Origin of the sequence: Burkholderia perseverans, assembly GCF_022870505.1 — a bacterium.
GTDB classification, from domain to species: Bacteria; Pseudomonadota; Gammaproteobacteria; order Burkholderiales; family Burkholderiaceae; genus Burkholderia; species Burkholderia plantarii.
Map to the genome: position 1 here is coordinate 1,287,795 of NZ_CP045093.1, position 21,251 is coordinate 1,309,045.

Annotated in this window: 15 protein-coding genes; 12 read left to right on the forward strand and 3 right to left on the reverse strand. The window is 70.8% G+C overall.

Features of this window, described 5'->3' with window-relative positions; all coding sequences use genetic code 11:
- Positions 1-28 precede the first annotated feature (28 nt).
- From oxc to BpN12_RS05425, 5 genes are all read left to right on the forward strand, one after another.
- On the forward strand, positions 29-1,741 hold the full coding sequence (gene oxc, locus BpN12_RS05405) for an oxalyl-CoA decarboxylase (RefSeq protein WP_246794261.1): 1,713 nt from the start codon (positions 29-31) through the stop codon (positions 1,739-1,741).
- 79 nt (positions 1,742-1,820) lie between these two features.
- On the forward strand, positions 1,821-2,996 hold the full coding sequence (gene yfdE / locus BpN12_RS05410; protein WP_246794262.1) for a CoA:oxalate CoA-transferase: 1,176 nt from the start codon (positions 1,821-1,823) through the stop codon (positions 2,994-2,996).
- Between the two features lie 14 nt (positions 2,997-3,010).
- On the forward strand, positions 3,011-3,700 hold the full coding sequence (locus tag BpN12_RS05415) for a YoaK family protein (protein ID WP_246794263.1): 690 nt from the start codon (positions 3,011-3,013) through the stop codon (positions 3,698-3,700).
- 35 nt (positions 3,701-3,735) lie between these two features.
- Entirely contained in the window at positions 3,736-4,113 is a 378-nt protein-coding gene (locus BpN12_RS05420; protein WP_246794264.1) for a PAS domain S-box protein, read from the forward strand.
- Between the two features lie 380 nt (positions 4,114-4,493).
- The gene (locus BpN12_RS05425) at positions 4,494-7,148 is read left to right on the forward strand and encodes a hypothetical protein (RefSeq protein WP_246794265.1); all 2,655 of its coding nucleotides are present in this window, start codon (positions 4,494-4,496) and stop codon (positions 7,146-7,148) included.
- Between the two features lie 218 nt (positions 7,149-7,366).
- On the opposite strand, the gene BpN12_RS05430 is transcribed toward BpN12_RS05425, so the two are convergent.
- Both BpN12_RS05430 and BpN12_RS05435 read right to left on the reverse strand, forming a co-directional pair.
- Complete coding sequence (locus BpN12_RS05430) at positions 7,367-8,899, reverse strand: MmgE/PrpD family protein (RefSeq protein WP_246794266.1); 1,533 nt, start codon at positions 8,897-8,899, stop codon at positions 7,367-7,369.
- A gap of 33 nt (positions 8,900-8,932) precedes the next feature.
- Entirely contained in the window at positions 8,933-10,462 is a 1,530-nt protein-coding gene (locus BpN12_RS05435) for an MmgE/PrpD family protein (protein ID WP_246794267.1), read from the reverse strand.
- Positions 10,463-10,606: 144 nt separating this feature from the next.
- Here BpN12_RS05435 and BpN12_RS05440 point away from each other — a divergent pair, with 144 nt between their 5' ends.
- Positions 10,607-11,320, forward strand: coding sequence for a GntR family transcriptional regulator (locus tag BpN12_RS05440; protein ID WP_246794632.1), 714 nt, complete (start codon positions 10,607-10,609; stop codon positions 11,318-11,320).
- Between the two features lie 77 nt (positions 11,321-11,397).
- Here BpN12_RS05440 and BpN12_RS05445 read toward each other — a convergent pair whose 3' ends face one another.
- Positions 11,398-12,327 carry a LysR family transcriptional regulator gene (locus BpN12_RS05445; RefSeq protein WP_246794268.1) on the reverse strand — a complete coding sequence of 310 codons (930 nt, stop codon included), beginning with the start codon at positions 12,325-12,327 and terminating at the stop codon, positions 11,398-11,400.
- 189 nt (positions 12,328-12,516) lie between these two features.
- Between BpN12_RS05445 and BpN12_RS05450 the strand changes: the two genes are divergently transcribed.
- The 6 genes from BpN12_RS05450 to BpN12_RS05475 all read left to right on the forward strand — a co-directional run bounded on the left by BpN12_RS05450 (position 12,517) and on the right by BpN12_RS05475 (position 21,172).
- Positions 12,517-13,632: a porin gene (locus BpN12_RS05450; RefSeq protein WP_246794269.1), complete on the forward strand. Its 1,116-nt coding sequence runs from the start codon at positions 12,517-12,519 to the stop codon at positions 13,630-13,632.
- 70 nt (positions 13,633-13,702) lie between these two features.
- A complete protein-coding gene (locus BpN12_RS05455; protein ID WP_246794270.1) occupies positions 13,703-14,845 on the forward strand; it encodes an alpha/beta hydrolase in 1,143 nt (380 codons plus the stop codon).
- On the forward strand, positions 14,842-16,221 hold the full coding sequence (locus tag BpN12_RS05460) for an MFS transporter (protein WP_246794271.1): 1,380 nt from the start codon (positions 14,842-14,844) through the stop codon (positions 16,219-16,221). The genes BpN12_RS05455 and BpN12_RS05460 overlap by 4 nt, the downstream gene beginning before the upstream one ends.
- Complete coding sequence (locus tag BpN12_RS05465; protein ID WP_246794272.1) at positions 16,218-17,240, forward strand: alpha/beta fold hydrolase; 1,023 nt, start codon at positions 16,218-16,220, stop codon at positions 17,238-17,240. The genes BpN12_RS05460 and BpN12_RS05465 overlap by 4 nt, the downstream gene beginning before the upstream one ends.
- A gap of 208 nt (positions 17,241-17,448) precedes the next feature.
- Positions 17,449-19,689 (forward strand): autotransporter outer membrane beta-barrel domain-containing protein, encoded by a 2,241-nt coding sequence (locus BpN12_RS05470; RefSeq protein ID WP_246794273.1) that lies wholly within the window; start codon positions 17,449-17,451, stop codon positions 19,687-19,689.
- Positions 19,679-21,172, forward strand: coding sequence for an autotransporter strand-loop-strand O-heptosyltransferase (locus BpN12_RS05475; protein ID WP_246794274.1), 1,494 nt, complete (start codon positions 19,679-19,681; stop codon positions 21,170-21,172). Before BpN12_RS05470 ends, BpN12_RS05475 begins: the two co-directional genes overlap by 11 nt.
- The last annotated feature ends 79 nt before the right edge of the window (positions 21,173-21,251 follow it).

Below are 21,251 nucleotides of genomic sequence, written 5' to 3' on the forward strand. Positions count from 1 at the left end.
GCGCCGACCCACCGCATCGGAGCAGAACATGGCGGACATTTCCACCCGGCCGGCCGCGACGGACGGCTTTCATCTGGTCGTGCAGGCGCTGAAGCTGAACGGCCTCGACACGATCTACGGCGTCGCCGGCATTCCCATCACCGATCTCGCGCGGCTCGCCCAGGCCGAGGGCATCCGCTATCTCGGGTTTCGCCACGAGCAGTCGGCCGGCCACGCGGCGGCGATCTCCGGCTATCTGCGGCAATGGCCGGGCGTATGTCTGACCGTCTCGGCGCCGGGCTTCCTGAACGGGCTCATCGCGCTGGCCAACGCCACCACCAACGGCTTCCCGATGATCCAGATCAGCGGTTCGAGCGATCGCGCCATCGTCGACCTGCAGCAGGGCGACTACGAGGAACTCGACCAGCTCAGCGCGGCGCGGCCGTTTGCCAAGGCGGCGTTCCGCGTCAACCGGCCCGAGGACATCGGCATCGGCATCGCGCGGGCGATTCGCGCGGCGGTGTCGGGGCGCCCCGGCGGCGTCTATCTCGACCTGACGGCCGCCGCGCTGGCCGCGACGCTCGACGCGCAGGCGGCGGCGCGCTCGCTCGTCACGGTGGTCGACGCGGCCCCGGCGCGCGCGCCGCAGCCGCAAGCGGTGAGCCGCGCGCTGGCGCTGCTGGCCGAGGCGCGGCGCCCGCTCGTGATCCTCGGCAAGGGCGCCGCCTACGCGCGTGCCGAAGGCGAGATCCGCGCGTTCCTCGAAGCCACCGGCATCCCTTATCTGCCGATGTCGATGGCCAAGGGCCTGCTGCCCGACGACCACCCGCAGTCGGCCGCCGCGGCGCGCTCGCTCGCGCTGGGGCAGGCCGACGTCGTGATGCTGGTGGGCGCGCGCCTGAACTGGCTGCTCGGGCACGGCCGCGCGCCGCAGTGGGCGCAGGACGCGCGCTTCATCCAGATCGACATCGAGCCGGCCGAGTTCGACAGCAACCGCGCGATCGCCGCGCCGCTGGCCGCCGACGTCGGCGCCGCGATGACGGCGCTGCGCGCCGGGCTCGCCGCCACGCCGGTGCAGGCGCCGCGCGACTGGATCGAGGCGATCGCCGGGCGCCGCCGCCGCAACGAGGCGCGCATGGCCGAGACCCTGCAGGCCGATCCGAGCCCGATGACGTTCCAGAGCGCGCTGCGCGCGGTGCGCGACGTGCTCGCCGCGCACGACGAGGTCCTGCTCGTCAACGAAGGCGCGAACACGCTCGACTTCGCCCGCAACATCATCGACATGCGGCAGCCGCGCCGGCGGCTCGACGCCGGCACCTGGGGCGTGATGGGCATCGGCATGGGCTACGCGATCGGCGCCGCCGTCACGAGCGGCCAGCCCGTGGTGGCGCTCGAAGGCGACAGCGCGTTCGGCTTCAGCGGCATGGAGATCGAGACGATCTGCCGATACCGGCTGCCGGTGGTGATCGTGGTCTTCAACAACGGCGGCATCTATCACGGCGACGACGTGAACCGCGGCGGCGGCACCGACCCCGGGCCGACCGTGCTGATGGGCGCGGCCCGCCACGACCGGCTGATCGAGGCGTTCGGCGGCACCGGCTACCGCGTCGAGCGCCCGGCCGAACTGGCCGCGGCGCTGAGCGCGGCGCTGGCCGCCGGCACCCCGGCGCTGATCGACTGCGTGATCGATCCGCATGCCGGCACGGAAAGCGGCCACCTGAAGAACCTCAACCCGCGCAGCGCGCTGGCGGCGGCGAAGTGAAGCCGCGCTGCCGCGCGGCGGCGCTCCACGTCGCGGCGCGCCTGCGCCGCGGCGGTTCCCGTCCCGATGGAACGACCCGATGACATTCTCATTCGACAACACCGGCCGCCGGGCCGGCCCGTTTTCCAACCTGCTCGTGATCGATCTCACGCATGTGCTCAACGGCCCGTTCGGTACCAGCATCCTGGCCGATCTCGGCGCGCGCGTGATCAAGGTGGAGCAGCCCGGCCACGGTGACGACACGCGCCTCTACGGCCCGTTCGTGCAGGACCAGTCGCTCTACTTCAGCTTCGTCAATCGCGGCAAGGAAAGCATCGTGCTCGATCTGAAGGACGAAGCCGATCGCGCCATCTTCCTGAACATGGTGCGCCGCGCCGACGTGCTGGCCGAGAACTTCCGGCCGGGCACCATGCAGCGGCTCGGCTTTTCCTACGAGACGCTGTCGGCGCTGAATCCGCGGCTGATCTACGCCTCGTCGTCGGGCTTCGGCCAGACCGGGCCGATGGCCAGCTATCCGGCCTACGACACCATCGTGCAGGCGATGAGCGGCATCGTCGACGCCACCGGCTTTCCCGACGGGCCGCCCACGCGCGTCGGCACCTCGCTGTCGGACCTGTGCGGCGGCCTCTACCTGTTCAGCGGCATCGCCAGCGCGCTCTACGACCGCGAGCGCACGGGCCGGGGCACGCACGTCGACGTGGCGATGTTCGACGCGACGCTCGCGTTCCTCGAACACGGCTTCATGTCCTACGTGGCGACCGGCCGCGCGCCGGGCCGGATCGGCAACCGCCATCCCTACATGGCCCCGTTCGACATCTACGAGGCGCGCGACCGCCCGCTCGTGATCTGCGCCGGCAACGACGCGCTGTTCCTGAAGCTGTGCGAAGCGCTCGGCCGGCCCGGGCTGGCCGCCGATCCGCGCTTCGCCGGCAACCACGAGCGCATGGAGCACGCCGACGCGCTGCGGCGCGAGCTCGAGGCGAGCCTGCGCGAGCAGGATGCGGCCCACTGGCTGCGCGTGATCCACGAGGCCGGCGTGCCGGTGGGGCCGCTGCTGGACATCGCCGAGGCGGCGGCGCTGCCGCAGACGGCCGCGCGCAACATGCTGATCGAGGCGGGCGGCGTGCGGATGCCCGGCAATCCGCTCAAGCTCAGCGGCTACGACGATCCGGCGGTGCGCCCCGGCGCGCCGTCGCTGGACCAGCACGGCGCCGCGCTGCGCAGCGAGTTCGCGACGCGCAAGCCGGCCTGGTGAGCCTGGAGCGAGCGATGGCGACCGAATCCGCCCGCGAGCGGCCCGCCGCGCCGCCGCTGCGCGTCAACGTGCGGCGCGTGGTGGCGCTGACCACCGTGTGCGGCTTCGTCGAGGTGATCGGGTTCCGCGACGCCGGCGGCATCTATCCGGCCATCATGACCGGCAACACCGTGCAGCTCGGCTGGAGCCTCGCGCAGGGCACGGGCGCGCGCTTCGCGCTGCTGGCCTTCGCGATCGGCGCGTTCTTCGTCGGCTGCCTGGTGGCCAGCCTGATCCGGCGCCACCTGAAGCGGCCCGCGCTCGAACTCTGCATCATGGCCGCGCTGCTGGTGGCGGCCGATGTCGTGCGCGGCCAGCCGGCGCTGCGGGTGCCGGTCGAGCTGCCGGTGCTGGCGCTCGCGCTCGGCATGCAGGGCGAGACGGTGAGCCGCTTCGGCGCGGTCTCGCTGCAGACGCTGGTGGTCACCAACAACATCGTGAAGTTCTGCGATGCCTTCGTCGGGCGTTATCTCGGCGGCCGGCACGCGAAGGCGCCGCGTCCGGCGCTGGCCGAGGTGCTGCTGCCGGGGCTGGCCTGGCTGACCTACAGCCTGTCGGCCGCGGCCGGGGCGATCGTCTCGGCGTGGATCGCGATGCCGCTGATCGTGCCGGCGCTGATCCTGGTGCTCGTGACGGTCGACCTGATCCGCATGCCGGACCGGTGAGCGCCGCGTTACCCCACACTGACAAAGGAGCGGACATGACGGAGACGTCTTCCCTGAACGGGCTCATGATCGACCAGGCCCCCGATGCGCTGATCGCCTCGGACGCGAGCGGCACGATCATCCGCTGGAATCTCGCGGCCGAGGCGCTGCTCGGCTATCGCGCCGACGAGGCGCTCGGCCGCAACCTGGACCTGGTGATCCCGCCACATCTGCGCGCCGCGCACTGGCGCGGCTTCGAGCAGGCGATGCGCACGGGCCGCACCAGGCATCACGGCGAGGCCGTGCTGACCGCGGCGACGCACAAGGACGGCACGCGCCGTTATGCGGAGGTGGCGTTCTCGCTGATCCGTGACGGCGAGGGGCGGATCGCCGGCGCGCTCGCGATCGCGCGGCCGAAGCGGCGCGAGGGGTGAGCGGCGAGGTCCGGGCGCGGGCGTCATCCGGAGGCCTGCCGGCCGGGTCGGGAGCGCGGCAATCGGATGGCGTATCGGGAGGCCGGCTTCGACGCCGGCTGCCATGCCCGAAATCGCACCCGAGACCGATCCGTCGGCGCCAGCTGGCAGCAGCCGACCTGCCCCGAGGCCGGGCCGGCCGGGCGAGGCATGACGGGGTCGAAGCAAACGGCGGCCGTTCGACTGGTTCATATCGTTATCGTTCGCACCACCTTCCGGCTTCGTTTTTCAGCTTCGAGGTTCGCAAACCGGGAGCAGCCCTTTCATGCGAGTCCTAGAGTCGTGGTCATCCGCCCCGGCCCGTCGGCAGGGGCTCCCTATCGTATTCAACGAGGAAGACCATGGCACCGAAGGGCATCAAGGGGTCCGGCAGTACTCGGGGCGGTTACGCGCCCGAGGATTTCGGCCAGCAATCCGGCCATGGCGCGGACCGATCGGACCGCAACCGCGGCGAGCCGCGTCAGCGCAGCCATCACAATTCGTCGCTGGTGCCCTCTCCCAGGCAGCACCACCGGGCGGAGGGATCGTCGCGCGCGGGCGGGTCGTCGTCGAACGCGGAGCCCTCGGCGGATCTGGCGCAGCATGTCCGGCACTTGCGCAGGAACGATCTGTCGTCCAACGATCGGCAGATCCACGCCGAGGTCGAGGCGTATCGGATGGGCGGTACGCGGCCCCAGCATCCGGTCGCGGTGGAGATCATGCGGCGTTCCCGCAGGTTCATGCCACAGGTGACGCAAGGCACGGTCGCGGACCGGACCGAGGCCATCGCCGAAACCATGATCGATCTCGGCGCGGCGCCATCCGCGCCGCCGCCCGCGGTGGCCCCCGACGCCCATCGCCGGGTGGCCGGTGCGATCGACAGCCATCTGTTCGGCCAGGGCGAGGTCGATGGCGATACCCGGGCGCTGATCGACGAGATGCTGGCCTTCGAAACGCGTGGCGCGCGGCCTCCGTCGGGATCGCCGATGCGGCCGATCGCCGACATCATGCAGCGCGGTCTCGCTCGCGAGAGCACCCAGGTGGATCGCCAGAACGTCATGTTCCTGGCGCTGAGCGATCTGCTCGGCGTGCATCCGAACGAGGTGCTCGGACCGCCCGACCGGGAGACCGGCCTGCCGTCGAACGTGAACCTGGTGGTCGAGGAAACCAGCACCATGGCCGACTGGATGGCGGAGGTCGCCATGCGCGGCGCCGATCCGGACACCCGCAGGGCGGCGAATCAGATCAACCGGTTCATCGAAACCGGCGAGATCCCTTACGGGATGGACGAGGACACCGCGCGCATCATCGAGGTCGCCAGTCGCGAGACTTCGCCGGCCGGATCGCCGAGCGGGTCGCCGCATTCGCGTCCGGGGGGCCTGGCGCCCCGTCTCCCGGACATCGTGGACGCAGCGGACGCCACCACGGCGCGTCGCAATGTGGTCACGCGCATGCTGCTGCAGGTCATGAACAACGAGGGCGGTGGAACCTTCCGCCGGGGTGCGTATTCCACGGCCAACTCGCTCATGCGCAACGTCGCCACGGTGATGGTGCCGACCATGCTGCGGCAATATCTTGACCAGGGCATCGCATCGCGGATGGACCGGCTCACCGAGCACGAGCAGCTCGGCCTGTCGCTGACGGCCGCGCTGATCCCGCCGCTGCTGCTCAGCATCGGTGCCTATGTCGATCGCGACAAGGCGACCACCGCCAGCAACATCTCGCGCGCGACGCTCGCGCTGGTGAGCTTCGGCGCGATCGCCGCGGCAGTGTCGACCGGCAACATGGCGAGCCTCGGGCCGGCGCTGATCGGTTATCTCACCTACGCCGCGATGCGTGACCTCGGGCAGAAGTTCATCAAGCTCGACAACCCGGACGCCAATCCGGACATGCGGCTCGCCACCACGATGAAGGGCGCGGGCGCCTATGTCGCGAATCAGACTATCGCGGGCGCGATGATGACCTACCTCGCGTCGCCGTCGGGCGCGGGGGCCGCCGGCATGCCCCTGGAGGCCCTGAACGGCTTCCTGCGCGGCGTCATCAACGGCGCCGCCGAGAGCGGCGACGACGTGACGTACAACTCGTTCGCTTCGCGCGAGGTGGGCCAGTCGCTGCGGCTCACGCTGTCGGGCGCGGTGCCGACGCTCGGCCAGCTGGGATCGACCTACACGACGACGTCGCCGGCGCGCGCGACGCTCAGCACCGTCGACGCGATGTTGAGCACCGTGGTCGGTGCGGCGCTCGCGCGCACCAACCTGAGCGCCACGGCGCAGGACAATCTCGGCAACCTGTTCGGCGCGGCCGTGCTCGGCGTGCTGTATTCGGCGTTCCTGCACATCCACCAGGAGCCGCCGGCCGCGACCTCGACGCAGGACGTGGAAAGCGGGCGTCCGCGAATCCGCGTGTCGGGCGACGGCGGCGAATCGTTCGGGATGGACCGGCTGTCGCTCGACGATCGCTCCACGCGCTCGGGCTTCACCGGCAACGTCGGCCTGGGCGGCGGCAGTTCGATCCGGGCCTTGCCGCCCTCGACGCGCGTGCCAAGCACGCGTAGCCGCTCGTCCTCGGTGCAGGGCCTGGCGCCGTCGTCGTATGGCGGAAGCCGGCCGCCGTCGATGAGACGCGATTATCCGCCGCCGCGCGACGAGCGCTTCGACGACCGAGGCCTTTCCGACAACCCGTTTGCCCCGCAGCCTCAGTTCCTGGCACCACCGCCGCCCGGACAATTCGGTGGCGGCTTTGGCCCCCCGTATCCGCCGCAGATGCCGCCTCAGCCTCCGGCCGACCGGTTGCGCGATCGCTTCAATCGCGGAGGGGGCGGGGGCTTCGAGGGGCCGCCGCTGCCGCCGCACATGCAGCAACAACGCGACCCGTCGATTCGCTCGCACCATTCCGATTCGACGGCGTTCTACTCGTTCGAATCGGAGTCCGCCGAGTCCAGGTACTACACGCCGGGCGGCTCGAATCGCAGCCAGCGTTCGCGTCGCTCCGAGGACGACGATCCGGGCTACCGGTGAATCGCCGCCCGCGCCGCCGGGCATGGCGCGGGGTGGCTGCGCCATGCCCGGCCGGGCGGCGATGGCGGGTCGCCGCTATCCGGCCTTCATCCCGGTCGTGACTCCGTCGAGCACACGCACGGTGCCTTGGGAACCCGACCGGGAGCGGAGCGGGCGCGGCCATCCCGAGGCACTTCCACCTCGCGAACAGCGCCCGGCCTTCGCGGCCGGGCGCCCCGTCAGCGCGGCACGGCCAATGCAACAATCTCTGCCGCGCTATCCAGCCGTTCGACCTGCCAGCACCGCTCGATCAGCGCACGAGTCTGATCGGCTGGCAGGATGCCGTCCGCCAGGTCGGCGAACTTCTTCTCCAGTTGCGCATCGCTCATCGGCACCTCGGTGCTGCCGATCGCGTGCCGGATGAACATGTGCAGCTTGCGGCCGTCCTTGAGCGTGATGGTCATGTCGACCTGCTCGGGCTTGATAGCCGGATCGACGATCGCATCGACCTTGTCGCGCAACGCGACCACGCGCGGGTCGCGCACCTTCGCGTCGCTGAACTGCTTTTCCCCCGCCGCCCCGTCGATGATCGCGATGGCGACCGCGTAATAGATGCTGAACTTTCCCTCGAGGCCGGTGCGCGGTGTCTTCTTGCCGGTCAGCTCGAGCACGAGAGGATGCACGCGCAGGTCGATGCGCTCGATCTGATCCGCGCTCAGGTGGTTCTGGTTGCGCAGCTGGATGGCCGCGTCGAGCGCGGGATGGATCACGATTCCGCAGGCAAACGGCTTGTAGGTGTTCAGCGTCGATTCGTAGTGGGTGCCGAGGCCTTCGGTGATCTCGCGGTAATCCTGCTTGGTGCTGATCGCATTGGCCCAGCCGCGCTTCGCTTCGATCATGCCGTCCGAGCTGGTGTAGTCGCGGCTGGCGAGGATCGCGGCGAACATGCCGTTCGCGGCGGCCCGGCCGGGATTGAAGCTCTTGTTCATCGAGCCGAACGATTCGCGCAGGCCGACCGGCTGCGAGGCCGCCAGGCCCAGTGCCCAGACCGTCTGCTGCACGCTCAGGCCCATCAGTTTGGCCATCGCCGCCGCCGAGCCGAACACGCCGCAGGTGCCGGTGATGTGCCAGCCCACGTCGTAGTGATTCGGGTAGACGGCGTTGCCGATCCGCAATTCGGTCTCGACGCCGAGCACCAGCGCATTGAGGAAATCCGCGCCCGACACCGGCCGATATTGGGCATAGGCGAGGATCGCGGACGCCACCGGGCCGGCCGGGTGGATGATCGTCTTCAGGTGCGTGTCGTCGTAGTCGAAGATATGGCTGCTGACGCCGTTGACGAACGCCGCGTTCATGATGTCGAAGCGCTCCGCGCGTCCCAGCAGGTTCGCCTGCGGCGGCCCCGAGAACGGCGCGAGCGCGGCCACGGCGCGGTCCACGGTTTCGTCGTGCGAACCGCCTACCGCCACGCCGACCCAGTTCATGAAGGTGCGCACGCCTTCGCGACGCGCCGCGGCGGGCAGATCGCGGTAGCTCGTGCGCTGGATGAATTCGGCGAGGATCCGCGTGACGCGCGGCGGGTTGGCGGCGGGAGGCGTGGTCGTTGCGGCCGGCACCGGCGCTTCGGTCGCCGAAGCCGCCGAAGCCGCCGAAGCCGTTGCAGCCGCCGATTCGGCGGGGCGGCTTTGCGCGAACGCGGTTCCGGCGGTCGCGGAGGCCAGGGCGCCGGCGGCGCTCGTCTTGAGGAAGTTGCGACGGTCAAGCAGCGGCATCGGTTCGTCTCCTCGACATGAGATGCGGGAAGGTCATGCGGTGATGAATGGGCGCAGTTCGCGCAGGTCTTTCAGCGTCTCGAGCCGTTCGAGCCGCGTGATCAGCGCCGTGGTGCGAGCGTCGCCCAGCACCGGCGCCATCAGGTCGCGCGCCTTCGCGGCCACGGCCTCGCTCGTCAGCGGATTCTCGCGGGTGCCGGGCGGAAAGCGGGTGAGATGCGAGACCGTGCGGCCGTCCGTGAGCGTCACCTCGACCCGGGCGCCGCGCGGCGCGGCCGGATCGTGCAGGGCGGGATCGGGCTGCAGGCTCACCTTGGCACGCACCGCGAGAATCGCCGGATCGTGCATCAGCGCCGCGTCGTGGCTGTCGCGAAACGACACGGCGCCTTTCACGAGCGCGAGCGCCACCAGATGCTGGCAATTCACGTCGGGCATCGCGCTGTCGCCGACGATGCCTTCGGCGTCGGGAGGAATCCGTACCACGATGCCGCGCACGTTCGCCGGCGTCAGTCCGTACTGCCGGCGCAGGCTGAGCAGCGCATCGAGCGGCGACTGGATCGGATAGCCGACCGAGTAGGTCTTGATCGCCGTTTCGGTCACGTAGAAGCGCGTGCCGAGCCCGTCGAGCATTGCCTCGGGCGAGGGCCGGGGCGACAGCGCGATGAACAGGTTGTGCGTGCCGTCGAGCACGTCGCTCACACCGGTCATGCCCGCCTGCGCCATGGTCACCGCCATCACGCCGTTGCGCGCGCCCATCCCGGCGAAGTCGAAGGCCTTCTCGACATGGTCGCGGTCCTTGACCCAGCTCCACAATCCCGACACCTGCTGGGCCGAATAGGAGATCGCGTAGCGCATGGCGGTCTCGTCGAGGCCGGCGAGCGCCGCCGCCGCGCCCAGCGCGCCGAAGGTCGAGGCGGTGCCTTCGGCGCTGCGGTGCGACGCGCGGACCTGATCCGGGCCGAGCGCCATCAGCAGGCGGCAGGCTAGGTCGTAGCCGAGCGCGACCGCGCGAATCATCGTTGCGCCGCTTTGCGCGCCGTGCTCGGCCATCGCCAGCGCCGCCGGCACCACCGAGCTGCCCGGATGCGCCTTGGTGACCGGCTCGAAATCGTCGGTTTCGTCGGCGTGCGCGCACATCGCATTGGCCAGCGCGGCATTGACCACCTGGGTTCGCATCCGCGTGCCGATCACGCTCGCCTGTGGCGTGCCGCCCAGTTCGCGTACATAGCGTGCCGCCTGCATGCCGGCTGGAAGGCGCGAGCCCGATACCATCGCGCCGAAGGTATCGAGAATGCGATGCTTGCAGGCCAGGACGACGGCTTCGGGCAGGGGCGTGGAGCGTGCGCTCGCCATGTAGCGGGCGAGTTGCGCGGTAATCTGGCCGGCGGCCGCGCCGCTGGCGGCATCGGTGTCGGGGGCAGTGGCGGCATCGGCGGCGGAAGCGGTGGAAGCGGCGGACTCGCCGGCGGCCAGCGCGCCGCGCATGCCGCCGAGCGACAGCGCGGCCAGCGCGGCGGCGGATTGAAGAACCCGCCGGCGTTGCGGCCGGTAACGATCGGACATGGCGCGTCTCCTGGATATGATGCGGGGCCGATCGTCCCCGATCCTTTAAATGTCGACAGTTTTATGGGCTGCGGCGTGAAGAATCCGACGGGAATCAGAAATTTCCGCGTAAACTGCACATTATCAGAGATTGTCAAAAAGCGAATGGGAAAAAGTGTCGACACATTTGCATCCGATGCCGATGGGGAATCGTCGCGTGTGGCGGAGATCATCGACTGGATCGCGCGCGGCATCATCGAGGGGCGCCTGCCGTCCGGCGCCGACCTGAATTCGGTCGAACTGGCCAGACGCTTCCAGGTCAGCCGGACGCCGGTGCGTGAAGCGTTGTTCGTGCTGAGCCGCGAAGGGCTGGTGGACTGGGCGCCGAGGCGGCGTCCGCGCGTGTCGGGGATTCGGCTGCAGGACGTGCGCGAGTTGTACCAGCTGCGGGCGGTGCTGTATGCGCAGGTGTCCGGCGCGATCGTCGAGCGCGCCACGGAGCACGACATCGCGCGCCTGTGGGCGGCGCATGGCCAACTCGCCGAGGCCGCCGCGCGCGGCGACGTGGACGGGTATTTCTGGGCCAACGTCGCGTTCCGGGACGAGGAGCTGCAGGTCTGCGGCAATCGCATCTTCCGCGAAGTGCTCGACTCGATGCGCCTGCGCATCAACCGGCTGCGCCGTTTCAGCACCGCCTTGCCGGGCCGCATGCAGCGGTCCTGCGCCGATCATCAGCGCCTCTGCGAAGCGTATGCGGACCGCGATGCGGGACTGGCCGCGGCGCTGAACCAGTCGATCGTGACGGGCGCGCTGCGGGCGATCGAGCAGGCATGGCAGGAACGGGGCGCGCTCGACGGCGCCGCGGCCATCGACGCTTAGTGCGTTGCTTCAATCGACGCTTAATGCGTCGAGTCCCTTGCCCGATCGTGAACGCGCCCAGGCCAAGGGCGCCCGCGTCAGTCGGATGCCGGGCCGCCCAGCGCGCCGCGCTGGGCCAGCACGAACTCCACGAACCGCGCCGCCGCCGGATCGCGCATCTCGACCGGATACGCGAGATGCAGCGGCGCCGAGAAGCCGGCGCCGTCCGTGAGCGGGCAGAACACCGCGCTGCGGTGATCGTAGCGGCGCATCGAGGCCGGCACGAGCGTCACGCCGAGGCCGGCCGCCACCATGTGGATGCCGGTCAGCATGCGCGGCACCTCGCGCGCGACGTGCGGCACGAACCCCTGGCGCCGGCACGCGGCCAGGAAATCCGCATACATGCCGGGCGCGCCGGGCCGGCGCACGAGGATGAACTCCTCGTGTTCGAGCGCCTTCAGCGAGATCGCCGGCGGCGCGTCGCCCATCCCCTCCAGCAGCCGGTGCCCGACCGGCAGCACCACCACCATCGGCTCGTCGAGCATCTGCTCGAACGCCACGCCCGATGGCGTATCCACCGGTTTTCTCAGGAACGCCACCTGCAGCTGCCCGTTCGACAGCCCCTCGATCAGCTCGGCCGCGTTGCGCTCCGACAGCGAGATCTCGATGCCGGGATTGGCCGCGCGAAACGCACGGATCGCGTCGGTGGTGAGCGGGTGGAAGCCGGCCGAGCTGGTCAGCCCGACCGCGATCGCGCCGAGTTCGCCGCGCGCGATCCGGCGCGCGTGCGCGATGCCCTGCTGCAGCGTGTCGAGCACCAGCCCGGCGTTCTGCGCGAACGCGCGGCCGGCCGGCGTCAGCTCCACGCCGCGCGGCTGGCGCACGAACAGGTCGAAGCCGATTTCCTCCTCCAGCAGGCGGATCTGCTGCGACAGCGGCGGCTGCTGCATCGCCAGCCGCTCGGCGGCGCGGGTGAACTGGCCTTCCTCGGCGACGGCGAGGAAGTACCGCAGGTGTCGCAATTCCATGCTGGAAGGCTCCGGGCGGGGCGCGAAAAATGTCCCATATTCTACAAATATGGCACTACTAGAAAATGGATATTTTACATCTGGCTCGGGACTCCCTAGGATTGCGCCTGACCCGTCAGCCCATAGGTGGCAAGGGTTTCCGGGAAACGGAACCCGGCGCCACACGACAACAATGTCCAGGAGACCGTTGTGAAAAAGCACCATGCCGCAGCCGCCGTGCTGCTTGCCGGATGCGCGTCCGCTTACGCGCAGCAGGATGAGATCGACGAAGCGCTGCAGCTGGCGACGGGCGGCGGAGGCGGCGGCAGCTCGGTGATGCTGTACGGCGTGATCGACGCGAACGTCGAATACCTGACCCACGCCAGCACCACGGGCGGCGCGCTGGTGCGCGAGAATTCCGGCGGCGTCCACAACTCGCGGTTCGGCGTGCGCGGCTCGGAAGACCTCGGCGGCGGCAATTCGGCCTGGTTCGTGCTCGAGGCCGGCTTCAACACCAACGACGGCAGCCAGGCCACGGCGGGCACGCTGTTCAACCGCACCTCGGCCGTCGGCCTGTCGAACCGCACGTTCGGCTCGCTGTCGTTCGGCCTGCAGTACACGCCGATGTACGACGTGATGCTGCGCTACGACCCGATGTCGTTCTCGCCGCAATACACGTGGTTCCCGACCACCGGCTCGTCCGATTCGTTCTCGTTCCGCGCGCGCAACAGCAACATGGTGAAGTACGTGGGCCGCTTCGGTGGCGTCACTGCGATCGCAGGCTACAGCTTCGGCGGCGATCCGGCCTCGTTCCAGAGCAGCGCGGCCTACGGCGGCGGCCTCGACTACGACGGCGGCACGTTCGGCGTCGGTCTCGCCTACGATTACCGCAACGGCGCGATCACCTCGACCGGCAACTTCACGAAGTCGCGCAACCTCTCGCTGGCGTTCCGCCAGGACGTGGGCCGCGGCCAGCTGATGGCGGGCTACGAACACTTCCTGACCGATCCGTCGAGCGTGAAGACGGCGTCGTCGGCGCAGGCGCTGTGGTTCGCGGGCATCCGCTATCCGGTGATGCGCAACCTGAAGGTGACGGCCGCCTACTACTACGACCAGGACAAGACGCCGGGCCAGTCGAATACCTGGATGGGCGTGCTGAGCACGCAATACGCACTGTCCAAGCGCACCTCGCTCTATGCGACGGTGGCCTACGCGCAGGCCACGCGCGGCAACAACGGCAGCTACACGCCGGTCGGCACCACCGACGAGACCGCGTTCGGTCCGAACCAGACCGGGGTGACGATCGGCATGTTCCACCGGTTCTGAGCGCCTTACCCGTTTGACGTCGGGCCGAAGCCGCGCGCCGTGCGGCGACGGCCCACCAGGAGCAGTCCGAATGCCTTTCGAATCGTCCTTTCCGCGCAGGCTGCGCGGCGCCGGCGCGGCTTGCGCGCTGGCGCTCGCGCTGGCCGGCGGCCCCGCGGCCGAAGCTGCGCAGGGCACCGACGCGGCCAGCGCCGCCGGCGCCAGCGCGCCGCACGTGTACAACCCGCATCTGCGGCCGGTGGCGCGGATCGCGGCCACGCGCATGCGGATCGACACGCCGGCCGGCGCCGCGCAGTTTCCGCTCTATCTGTCGCGCGACTGGGACCAGCCGGCGCCCGACGTGACGCGCGCGGTGATCGTGATTCACGGCAAGCTGCGCAACGCGGACCGCTATTTCAAGAGCGCGCAGGCCGCCCGCGCCGCGGCGCGCGAGCAGGGCGCCGTGGCGGCCGACGAGGCCGGCACGCTGTTGATCGCGCCGCAGTTCCTCGCCACGCTCGATCTGGCCGGCCGCGATGAATCGGCCGCGCTGCTGCGCTGGGATGCGAACGGCTGGATGGCCGGCGACGACGCGGTGGGCCCCGTGCCCGTCAGTTCCTACGCGGTGCTCGACGCGATCGTCGCGCGGCTCGCCGATCGCCAGCGCTTTCCGAACCTGAAGACGGTGGTGTTCGCCGGCCATTCGGGCGGCGGCCAGGTGGTGCAGCGCTACGCGGTGGCCGCGCGCGAGACGGCAGCCTTGTCGCGCGAGGGCATCGCGCTGCGCTACGTGGTGTCGAGCCCGTCGTCGTATGCGTATTTCGACGCCGGGCGCCCCGGCGCGGACGGCCAGCCGGCCGCGTTCGACGCGGCCGCGTGCCCCGGCTTCGACGACTGGAAATACGGCATGGCCAGGCGCCCGCCGTATCTGGCCGACCGCTCCGCGGCGCAGCTCGAGGCCGCCTACGCGGCGCGCCGCGTGACCTATCTGGTGGGCGGCAACGACGACGATCCGCAGCAGAAGGCGCTCGACCAGAGCTGCCCGGCCGAAGCGCAGGGCCCGCAGCGCCTGGCGCGCGCCGAGGCGTATTTCGGCTACCTGCGCGCGCGCCATCCGCAGGGGCTGAACCAGAGCCTGCACGTGGTGCCCGGCGTCGGCCACAACGGCGCGAAGATGCTGACCTCGGCCTGCGCGCTCCACGCGATCTACGACACCCCGGGGTGCGGATCATGAGCCGCGCCACGCAAGCGCCGTCGCCGTCGCTGTCGCCGGAAGGCGCGATGCAAGCCCCCGCGCGCCTGTCGCCGTCGATGGTGCGCCGCGCGATCTTCGCCTCGGTGCTCGGCAACGGCCTGGAATGGTTCGACTTCCTGATCTACGGCTATTTCTCGAAGATCATCGCGCAGGTGTTCTTCCCGGCCGGCAACGCGCTGGTCTCGCTGCTGCTCACGCTGGCGACGTTCGCGATCGGCTTCGTGGTGCGGCCGATCGGCGGCATCCTGCTGGGCGTCTACGCCGACCGCGCGGGCCGCAGCCGCGCGCTGTCGCTGCTGATCATCTCGATGGCGGCCAGCACGCTGCTGATGGGCCTCACGCCCGGCTACGCGCGGATCGGCTACGCGGCGCCCGCGCTGGTGATCCTCGCGCGCGTGCTGCAGGGGCTCTCGGTGGGCGGCCAGTTCGCGACCGCCTCGGCGATGCTGGTCGAGTACGCGCCGCCGGGCCGCAAGATGTTCTACGGCAGCTTCAACATGACGGCGCAGTCGTTCGCGCTGCTGCTCTCGTCGGGCGCGGGCTACCTGCTCACCACGCGGCTCTCGCACGACGCGCTGGTGGCGTGGGGCTGGCGCGTGCCGTTCCTGTGCGGCGCGCTGGCCGGCCCGCTCGGCTTCTACATCCGCCACAAGGTGGCCGAGTCGCCCGAGTTCCAGCAACTGAGCCGCGAGCAGCCAGCGGGCAGGCGCCCGAAGGTGCCGCTCGCCGCGTTCTTCCGCGACAACGGCCGCGCCGCGCTCTGCGCGATGGGCGTGATCGCGGTGGGGGCGGCCACCAACTACGTCTGGCATTCGTACATCGCCGTCTACGTCGAGCGCCAGCTGCACCTGCCGCTGCAGGTCGCGCTGCGCGGCGCGTTCTTCTCGGGCCTGCTGAACCTGTTCCTGTTCCCGCTGTCGGGGCGCCTGGCCGACCGCTTCGGCGCGTACCGGCTGTTCTATCCGGTCACGATCGCCTGGATGATCTGCGCCTATCCGCTCTACCTGTTCGTCGTCACGGAGCCGTCGGCCTCGCGCCTGTTCATCGCGCAGATCGTCTCGACGGTGTTCCTCGCGGCGATGTCGGGCGCGCATCCCGGCATGCTCGCGACGCTGTTCCCGGTGCAGAGCCGCTCGTCCGGCGTCGCGCTGTCGTACAACATCGCGGTCACGCTGTTCGGCGGCCTGGCGCCGTTCACCGTCACCTGGCTGATCTCGCTGACGGGCAGCAGCCTGACTCCCGCGTTCTATCTGATCTTTGCCGGCTTCGTCTCGCTCGCGCTGGTCGGGCTGTCCCGTCGCGGACATCCCGAGCTCGGCATCGAGGCGCCGGCCACCACGAGGACCCCCGCTTGAGCACCGTGCCCCCCAACCTCGACGGCGCGCACGACGAACGCGCGCCGAACGAACGGCCCGTCGACGTCGTCGCTCCGCAGCACCTGACCGTCTCCACGCCGGCCGGCACCGGCACCGTGCCGTTGTTCGCCACCGGCGAGTGGAACGCGTCGCAACCGGGCGTGCGCACCGCCGTGATCCTGCTGCATGGCCGGCTGCGCAACGCCGATGCCTATTTCAAGTTCGCCCATCGCGCGCGCGCCGCGGCCGGCCGCAATTCCGAGGACACGGTGCTGCTGGTGCCGCAGTTCCTCGCGCAGGCCGACGTCGAGGCGCACCGCCTGCCGGCCTCGACGCTGGCCTGGGAGTGGACCGGCTGGATGGGCGGCGGCGAGGCGCTCGCGCCCGCGCCGGTCAGCTCGTTCGAGGTGCTCGACGCGCTGCTGGCCGGGCTGGCCGACACGCGCGTCTTTCCCGCGCTGCGCGAGGTGGTGGTGGCCGGCCACTCGGGCGGCGGCCAGGTCGCGCAGCGCTATGCCGTGCTCGCGCGCGGCGAGGCGGCGCTGGCCGAACGCGGCGTGGCGCTGCGCTACGTGATCGCGAATCCGTCCTCGTATGTGTATTTCGATACGCTGCGCCCCGACGCCGACGGCGGCTTCTCCGCCTACGACGCGGCGCGCTGCGACGGTTTCAATGCCTGGAAGTACGGGCTCGAGGCGCTGCCGGCCTATGCCGGCGAGCAGCCGGCCGCGGCCGAGCCGGGCGCGTTCGAGCGTGCTTACCTGAAGCGCGACGTGACGATGCTGCTCGGCGAGCGCGACTGCGACCCGCGGCATCCGGCGCTCGACCGTTCGTGCGCGGCGATGGCGCAGGGCGCGCACCGGCTCGAACGCGGGCTGGCCTATGCGCGCTACATCGCGGCGCGCGCGCCGGCCGGCTGCACGCACGAGACGCACCGGATTCCCGGCGCGGGCCATGACGCCGACGCCGTGTTCGGCTCGCCGGCCGGCATCGCGGCGCTGTTCGGCGAGCCGGCGTAACGGAGCGGGCGGGAAGCGGTAGAACCGGGGGACGCTGGCGATGCCGCGAACGCGGTGACCATGCAGGAGGCCGCCGCCTTTGCCGCCGGCCGCGTCGCCAGCGAAGCCGTGCCGTTACCCCGATCGAGCCGACAGGCGAAAGCAGGCAGGCGAAAGAAAGCAGTCCGGGCCACGGTCCGGAAACCATTCAAAACAATCAGGAGACCGTATGAAATCACCTCATCCGAACTTGTCGGGCGGCCGGCTCGCCGTGCCCGGCGCGACGGTCGCGCGCGCGGCGCGTGCCCCGGCCGCGCTGGTCGCGCTCGCGCTGCCGCTGGTCGCGCCGGCCGTGCAGGCGGCCAGCTGCGATAACCAGGCGCTGCCCGGCGCGGCGGCCTGCGTCTCGACCATCGCGGCGGGCCAGACCGTCACCGGCACCACCATCAACAACGGCGGCTCGCAGACGGTGCGCGGCAGCGCCGTCGCCTCCACCGTGTCGTCGGGCGGCACCCAGACGATTTCCTCGGGCGGCGCGGCCAGCAACACGCTGCTCGCCGGCGGCCGGCAGATCGTCTCGCGCGGCGGCTTGGCGAGCGGCACCACGGTCGGCAACGACGGCCTGCTCACGGTGTTCTCGGCCGGCTCGACGGTCAGCACGGTGGTCTCATCGGGCGGCACGCAGTACGTCTCGGCGGGCGGCACGGCCACCGGCACCACGGTGGTGTCGGGCGGCAGCTTCGGCGTGTCGCGCGGCGGCATCGGCATCGACTCGGTGGTCAGCTCGGGCGGCCTGATGCGCGTCTATTCGGGCGGCCTCGTGTCGAGCAGCCTGGTGGCGGGCGGCAAGCAGTACGTGTCGGCCGGCGGCTCGGCGGTGGGCACGGTGGTCAGCGCCGGCTCGCAGGTGGTGTTCACGGGCGGCGCCACCACCGCGACGGTGGTCAACGGCGGCATCCAGCTGGTGTCGAGCGGCGGCCTCGCGCAGGGCACGCAGGTCAACGCCGGTGGTGCGCAGACGGTGCTGCTGGGCGGCTCGGCCGCGCAGAGCACGGTGGCGGCCGGCGGCACGCTGACGGTGGACGTGGGCGGCACGACGGCGGCCGGCCCGGTGGCGGCGCAGACGCTCGCGGGCGTGGCGCTGGCCGGCACGCTGACGATCGACGAGGCCGCGGCCGACGCGCTGACCGGCAACGCGGCGCTGAGCGTCGACCAGCTCGCGATGCAGGGCGGCACCGTGCAGTTCGCGGCGCCGCGCACGGGCGGCTTCAAGACCGTCACGGTCACGCAGCTCTCGGGCAGCGGCCAGTTCGTGCTCAACACCAACGTCGGCGCGGGCCAGGCCGACCGACTGGTGGTCGAGCAGGGCACCGGCGCCTACACGCTGTCGGTGCATGACGCGAGCACCACGGCCGCGGCGGCCGGCACGCGCCTCGAACTCGTGCAGGCGGCCGGCACCGGCGCGACGTTCTCGCTGGCGGGCAGCAACGGCATCGACGTGGGCGCCTACAAGTTCGCGCTGCAGAACGACAACGGCGACTACTTCCTCGCCAACACCGGCCAGACCAGCGACATCGCCTCGGTCGCGCAGGCCGCGGCGGCCACCGCGTCGCTGCTCTGGTACCAGCAGCTCGAAACCGCGTTCTCGTATCTCGGCGACCTGCGCAACGGCGCGGACGGCGGCGGCCAGCTCTGGGTGCGCGCCTACGACCAGCGCATGAAGACGAGCCCGGGCGGCACCGCCACCGAGCTGACGCTGTACGGCGCGCAGATCGGCCGCGACTGGAGCATCGCCACCCACGCCGGCACGCTGCACGTGGGCGCCACCGGCGGCTACGCCGAGGCCAACGAGAGCTTCGACGGGATCGGCAACGGCACCGCGCGGCCCTGGAACATCGGCGCCTACGCGGGCTTCGACACGCCCTCGGGCCTGTTCGCCGACACCGTGGTGCGCTACCTCGGCTTCAAGCAGTCGCTCGGCGTCAGCACGGCCGGCAACCAGGCGAGCGGCGACTACGCGCAGTCCGGCTTCGCTGTCTCGCTCGACGCCGGCAAGCGCTGGCAACTCGGCCAGCGCTGGTGGGCCGAGCCGCGGCTCGAGGTGACCTGGCAGCATGCCGGCGCGATCGCCTACGAAAGCTCGCTCGGCACGCCGGTCATGCTGCAGTCGAAGTCGCTCGTGTTCGGCGGCGCGGGCGCGCGCGTGGGCACCTCGCTCGCGGTCGGCGACCTGAAGCTCGACCCCTACGTCGGCGTCGAGGCGATGCACGTGTTCAACGCCGGGCTCGGCGACACGATCGGCGGCACCGCGCTCAACACCACGTTGCCGAAGACCTGGGTCAACGCGGACCTCGGCGTGGGCGCGTCGCTCACGCGCCACGTGCGCGCCTGGGGCGCGTTCGGCTACGGCAAGGGCCACGACTATTCGCAGCCGTGGGCCGTGACGGTGGGGATCAGCTATGTCGACTGAGTCGCTGGCGGCGCGGCGCCGGACCGCGTCGGTGATCGAGGCGGCGATGTCGGCCGTCTCCGCGTCGGTGGCCGGCGCGGCGGCGGCCATGCCGTCGCCCGGCGGCGCGGGTGCCGGCGCCGGCCTGACCGGCGATCCGCGCATGCCGGTGGTGGCGGTGCCGGCCGGCCGGCTCGCCGCGCCGGCGCAGGGGATTTCGGCGGTAGACGCGGTGCATGCGTTGGCCGTGAGCCCCGCGCCTGATGCGCACCCCGCGCCGGCCCCGGCCGACGGGGCCGGCGCGCTGCCGGCCGCGATCGTCGATCCGGGGCCGCCGGTGATCGAAGGCCCGCACGGCATCCGCTACGACTTCAACTACGGCTGCCGCGTGCAGGTGCCGGCCGGATCGTGGCGCGTGCGGCTGCTCGATCTCGACGCCGACGTCGTGCTGTTCGACGAACTCGTCGACGACGGCATCGTCAGCAGCACCAAGAAGTATTTCGTGCGGTTCCGCATCGAGGTGCTGCGCGACGGCGAGCGCGTGTTCGAACACGACTACGACGCGCGCGGCCAGCGCGTCTACATGCGCCTGCCGGTGGGCACGCTCGGCGACATCCTCGCGTGGTTTCCCTACGTCGACGAGTTTCGCCGCACGCACGGCTGCGAGGTCTCGGTGTCGATGGGCGCGGCGCTCTGGACGCTGTTCGAGGACGCCTATCCCGAACTCGAATACGTGCCGCCCGACGACGAGCCGACGCTGCTCGCGCGCAGCTACGCGAGCTACTACCTCGGCATCTTCTTCCCGTGCGACGACCGCACCCATCAGCCGACCGACTTCCGCGTGAGCGGCCTGCAGAAGACGATTCCGTACCTGCTCGGGCTGATGGCCGTGGAGCGCCGGCCGCGGATCGCCGTGCATGACACGACGCGCACCATCGCCGAGCCGTATGTGGTGATCGCGGCGCAGTCGTCGTCGCAATGCAAGTACTGGAATCATCCGACCGGCTGGTACGAGCTCGTGAAGTTCCTGAAGGCGAGCGGCTACCGCGTGCTCTGCATCGACCGGCAGCCGGCGCACGGCGAGAAGCTGATGTGGAATCTGATCCCGTATGGCAGCGAGGATTTCACGGGCGACCTGCCGCTGCAGCAGCGCGCGAGCCTGCTGCTGCACGCCGATTTCTTCATCGGGCTGTCGAGCGGGCTGTCGTGGCTGGCCTGGGCGCTCGGCAAGCCGGTGGTGATGATCAGCGGCTTCACGCATCCGCTCAACGAGTTCGAAACGCCGTGGCGCGTGATCAACCATCACGTCTGCAACAGCTGCTGGAACGATACGTCGATCGAGTTCGACCATCGCGATTTCGCCTGGTGTCCGCGCCATGCGGGCACCGACCGGCAGTTCGAATGCTCGCGCATGATCACGCCGGGGCAGGTGATCCGCACGGTGCGCAGCCTGATGACGAATCTCGATCTCGATCCGCGCCGGGCGGCATCGGCGCCTGCCTGAACGCGGCGCGTCCGGCGCTCGCGCGCCGGGCGCCGTATACTGGCGGCCTGCCTTTACCCTTTACGTGACGTCCCGCCGA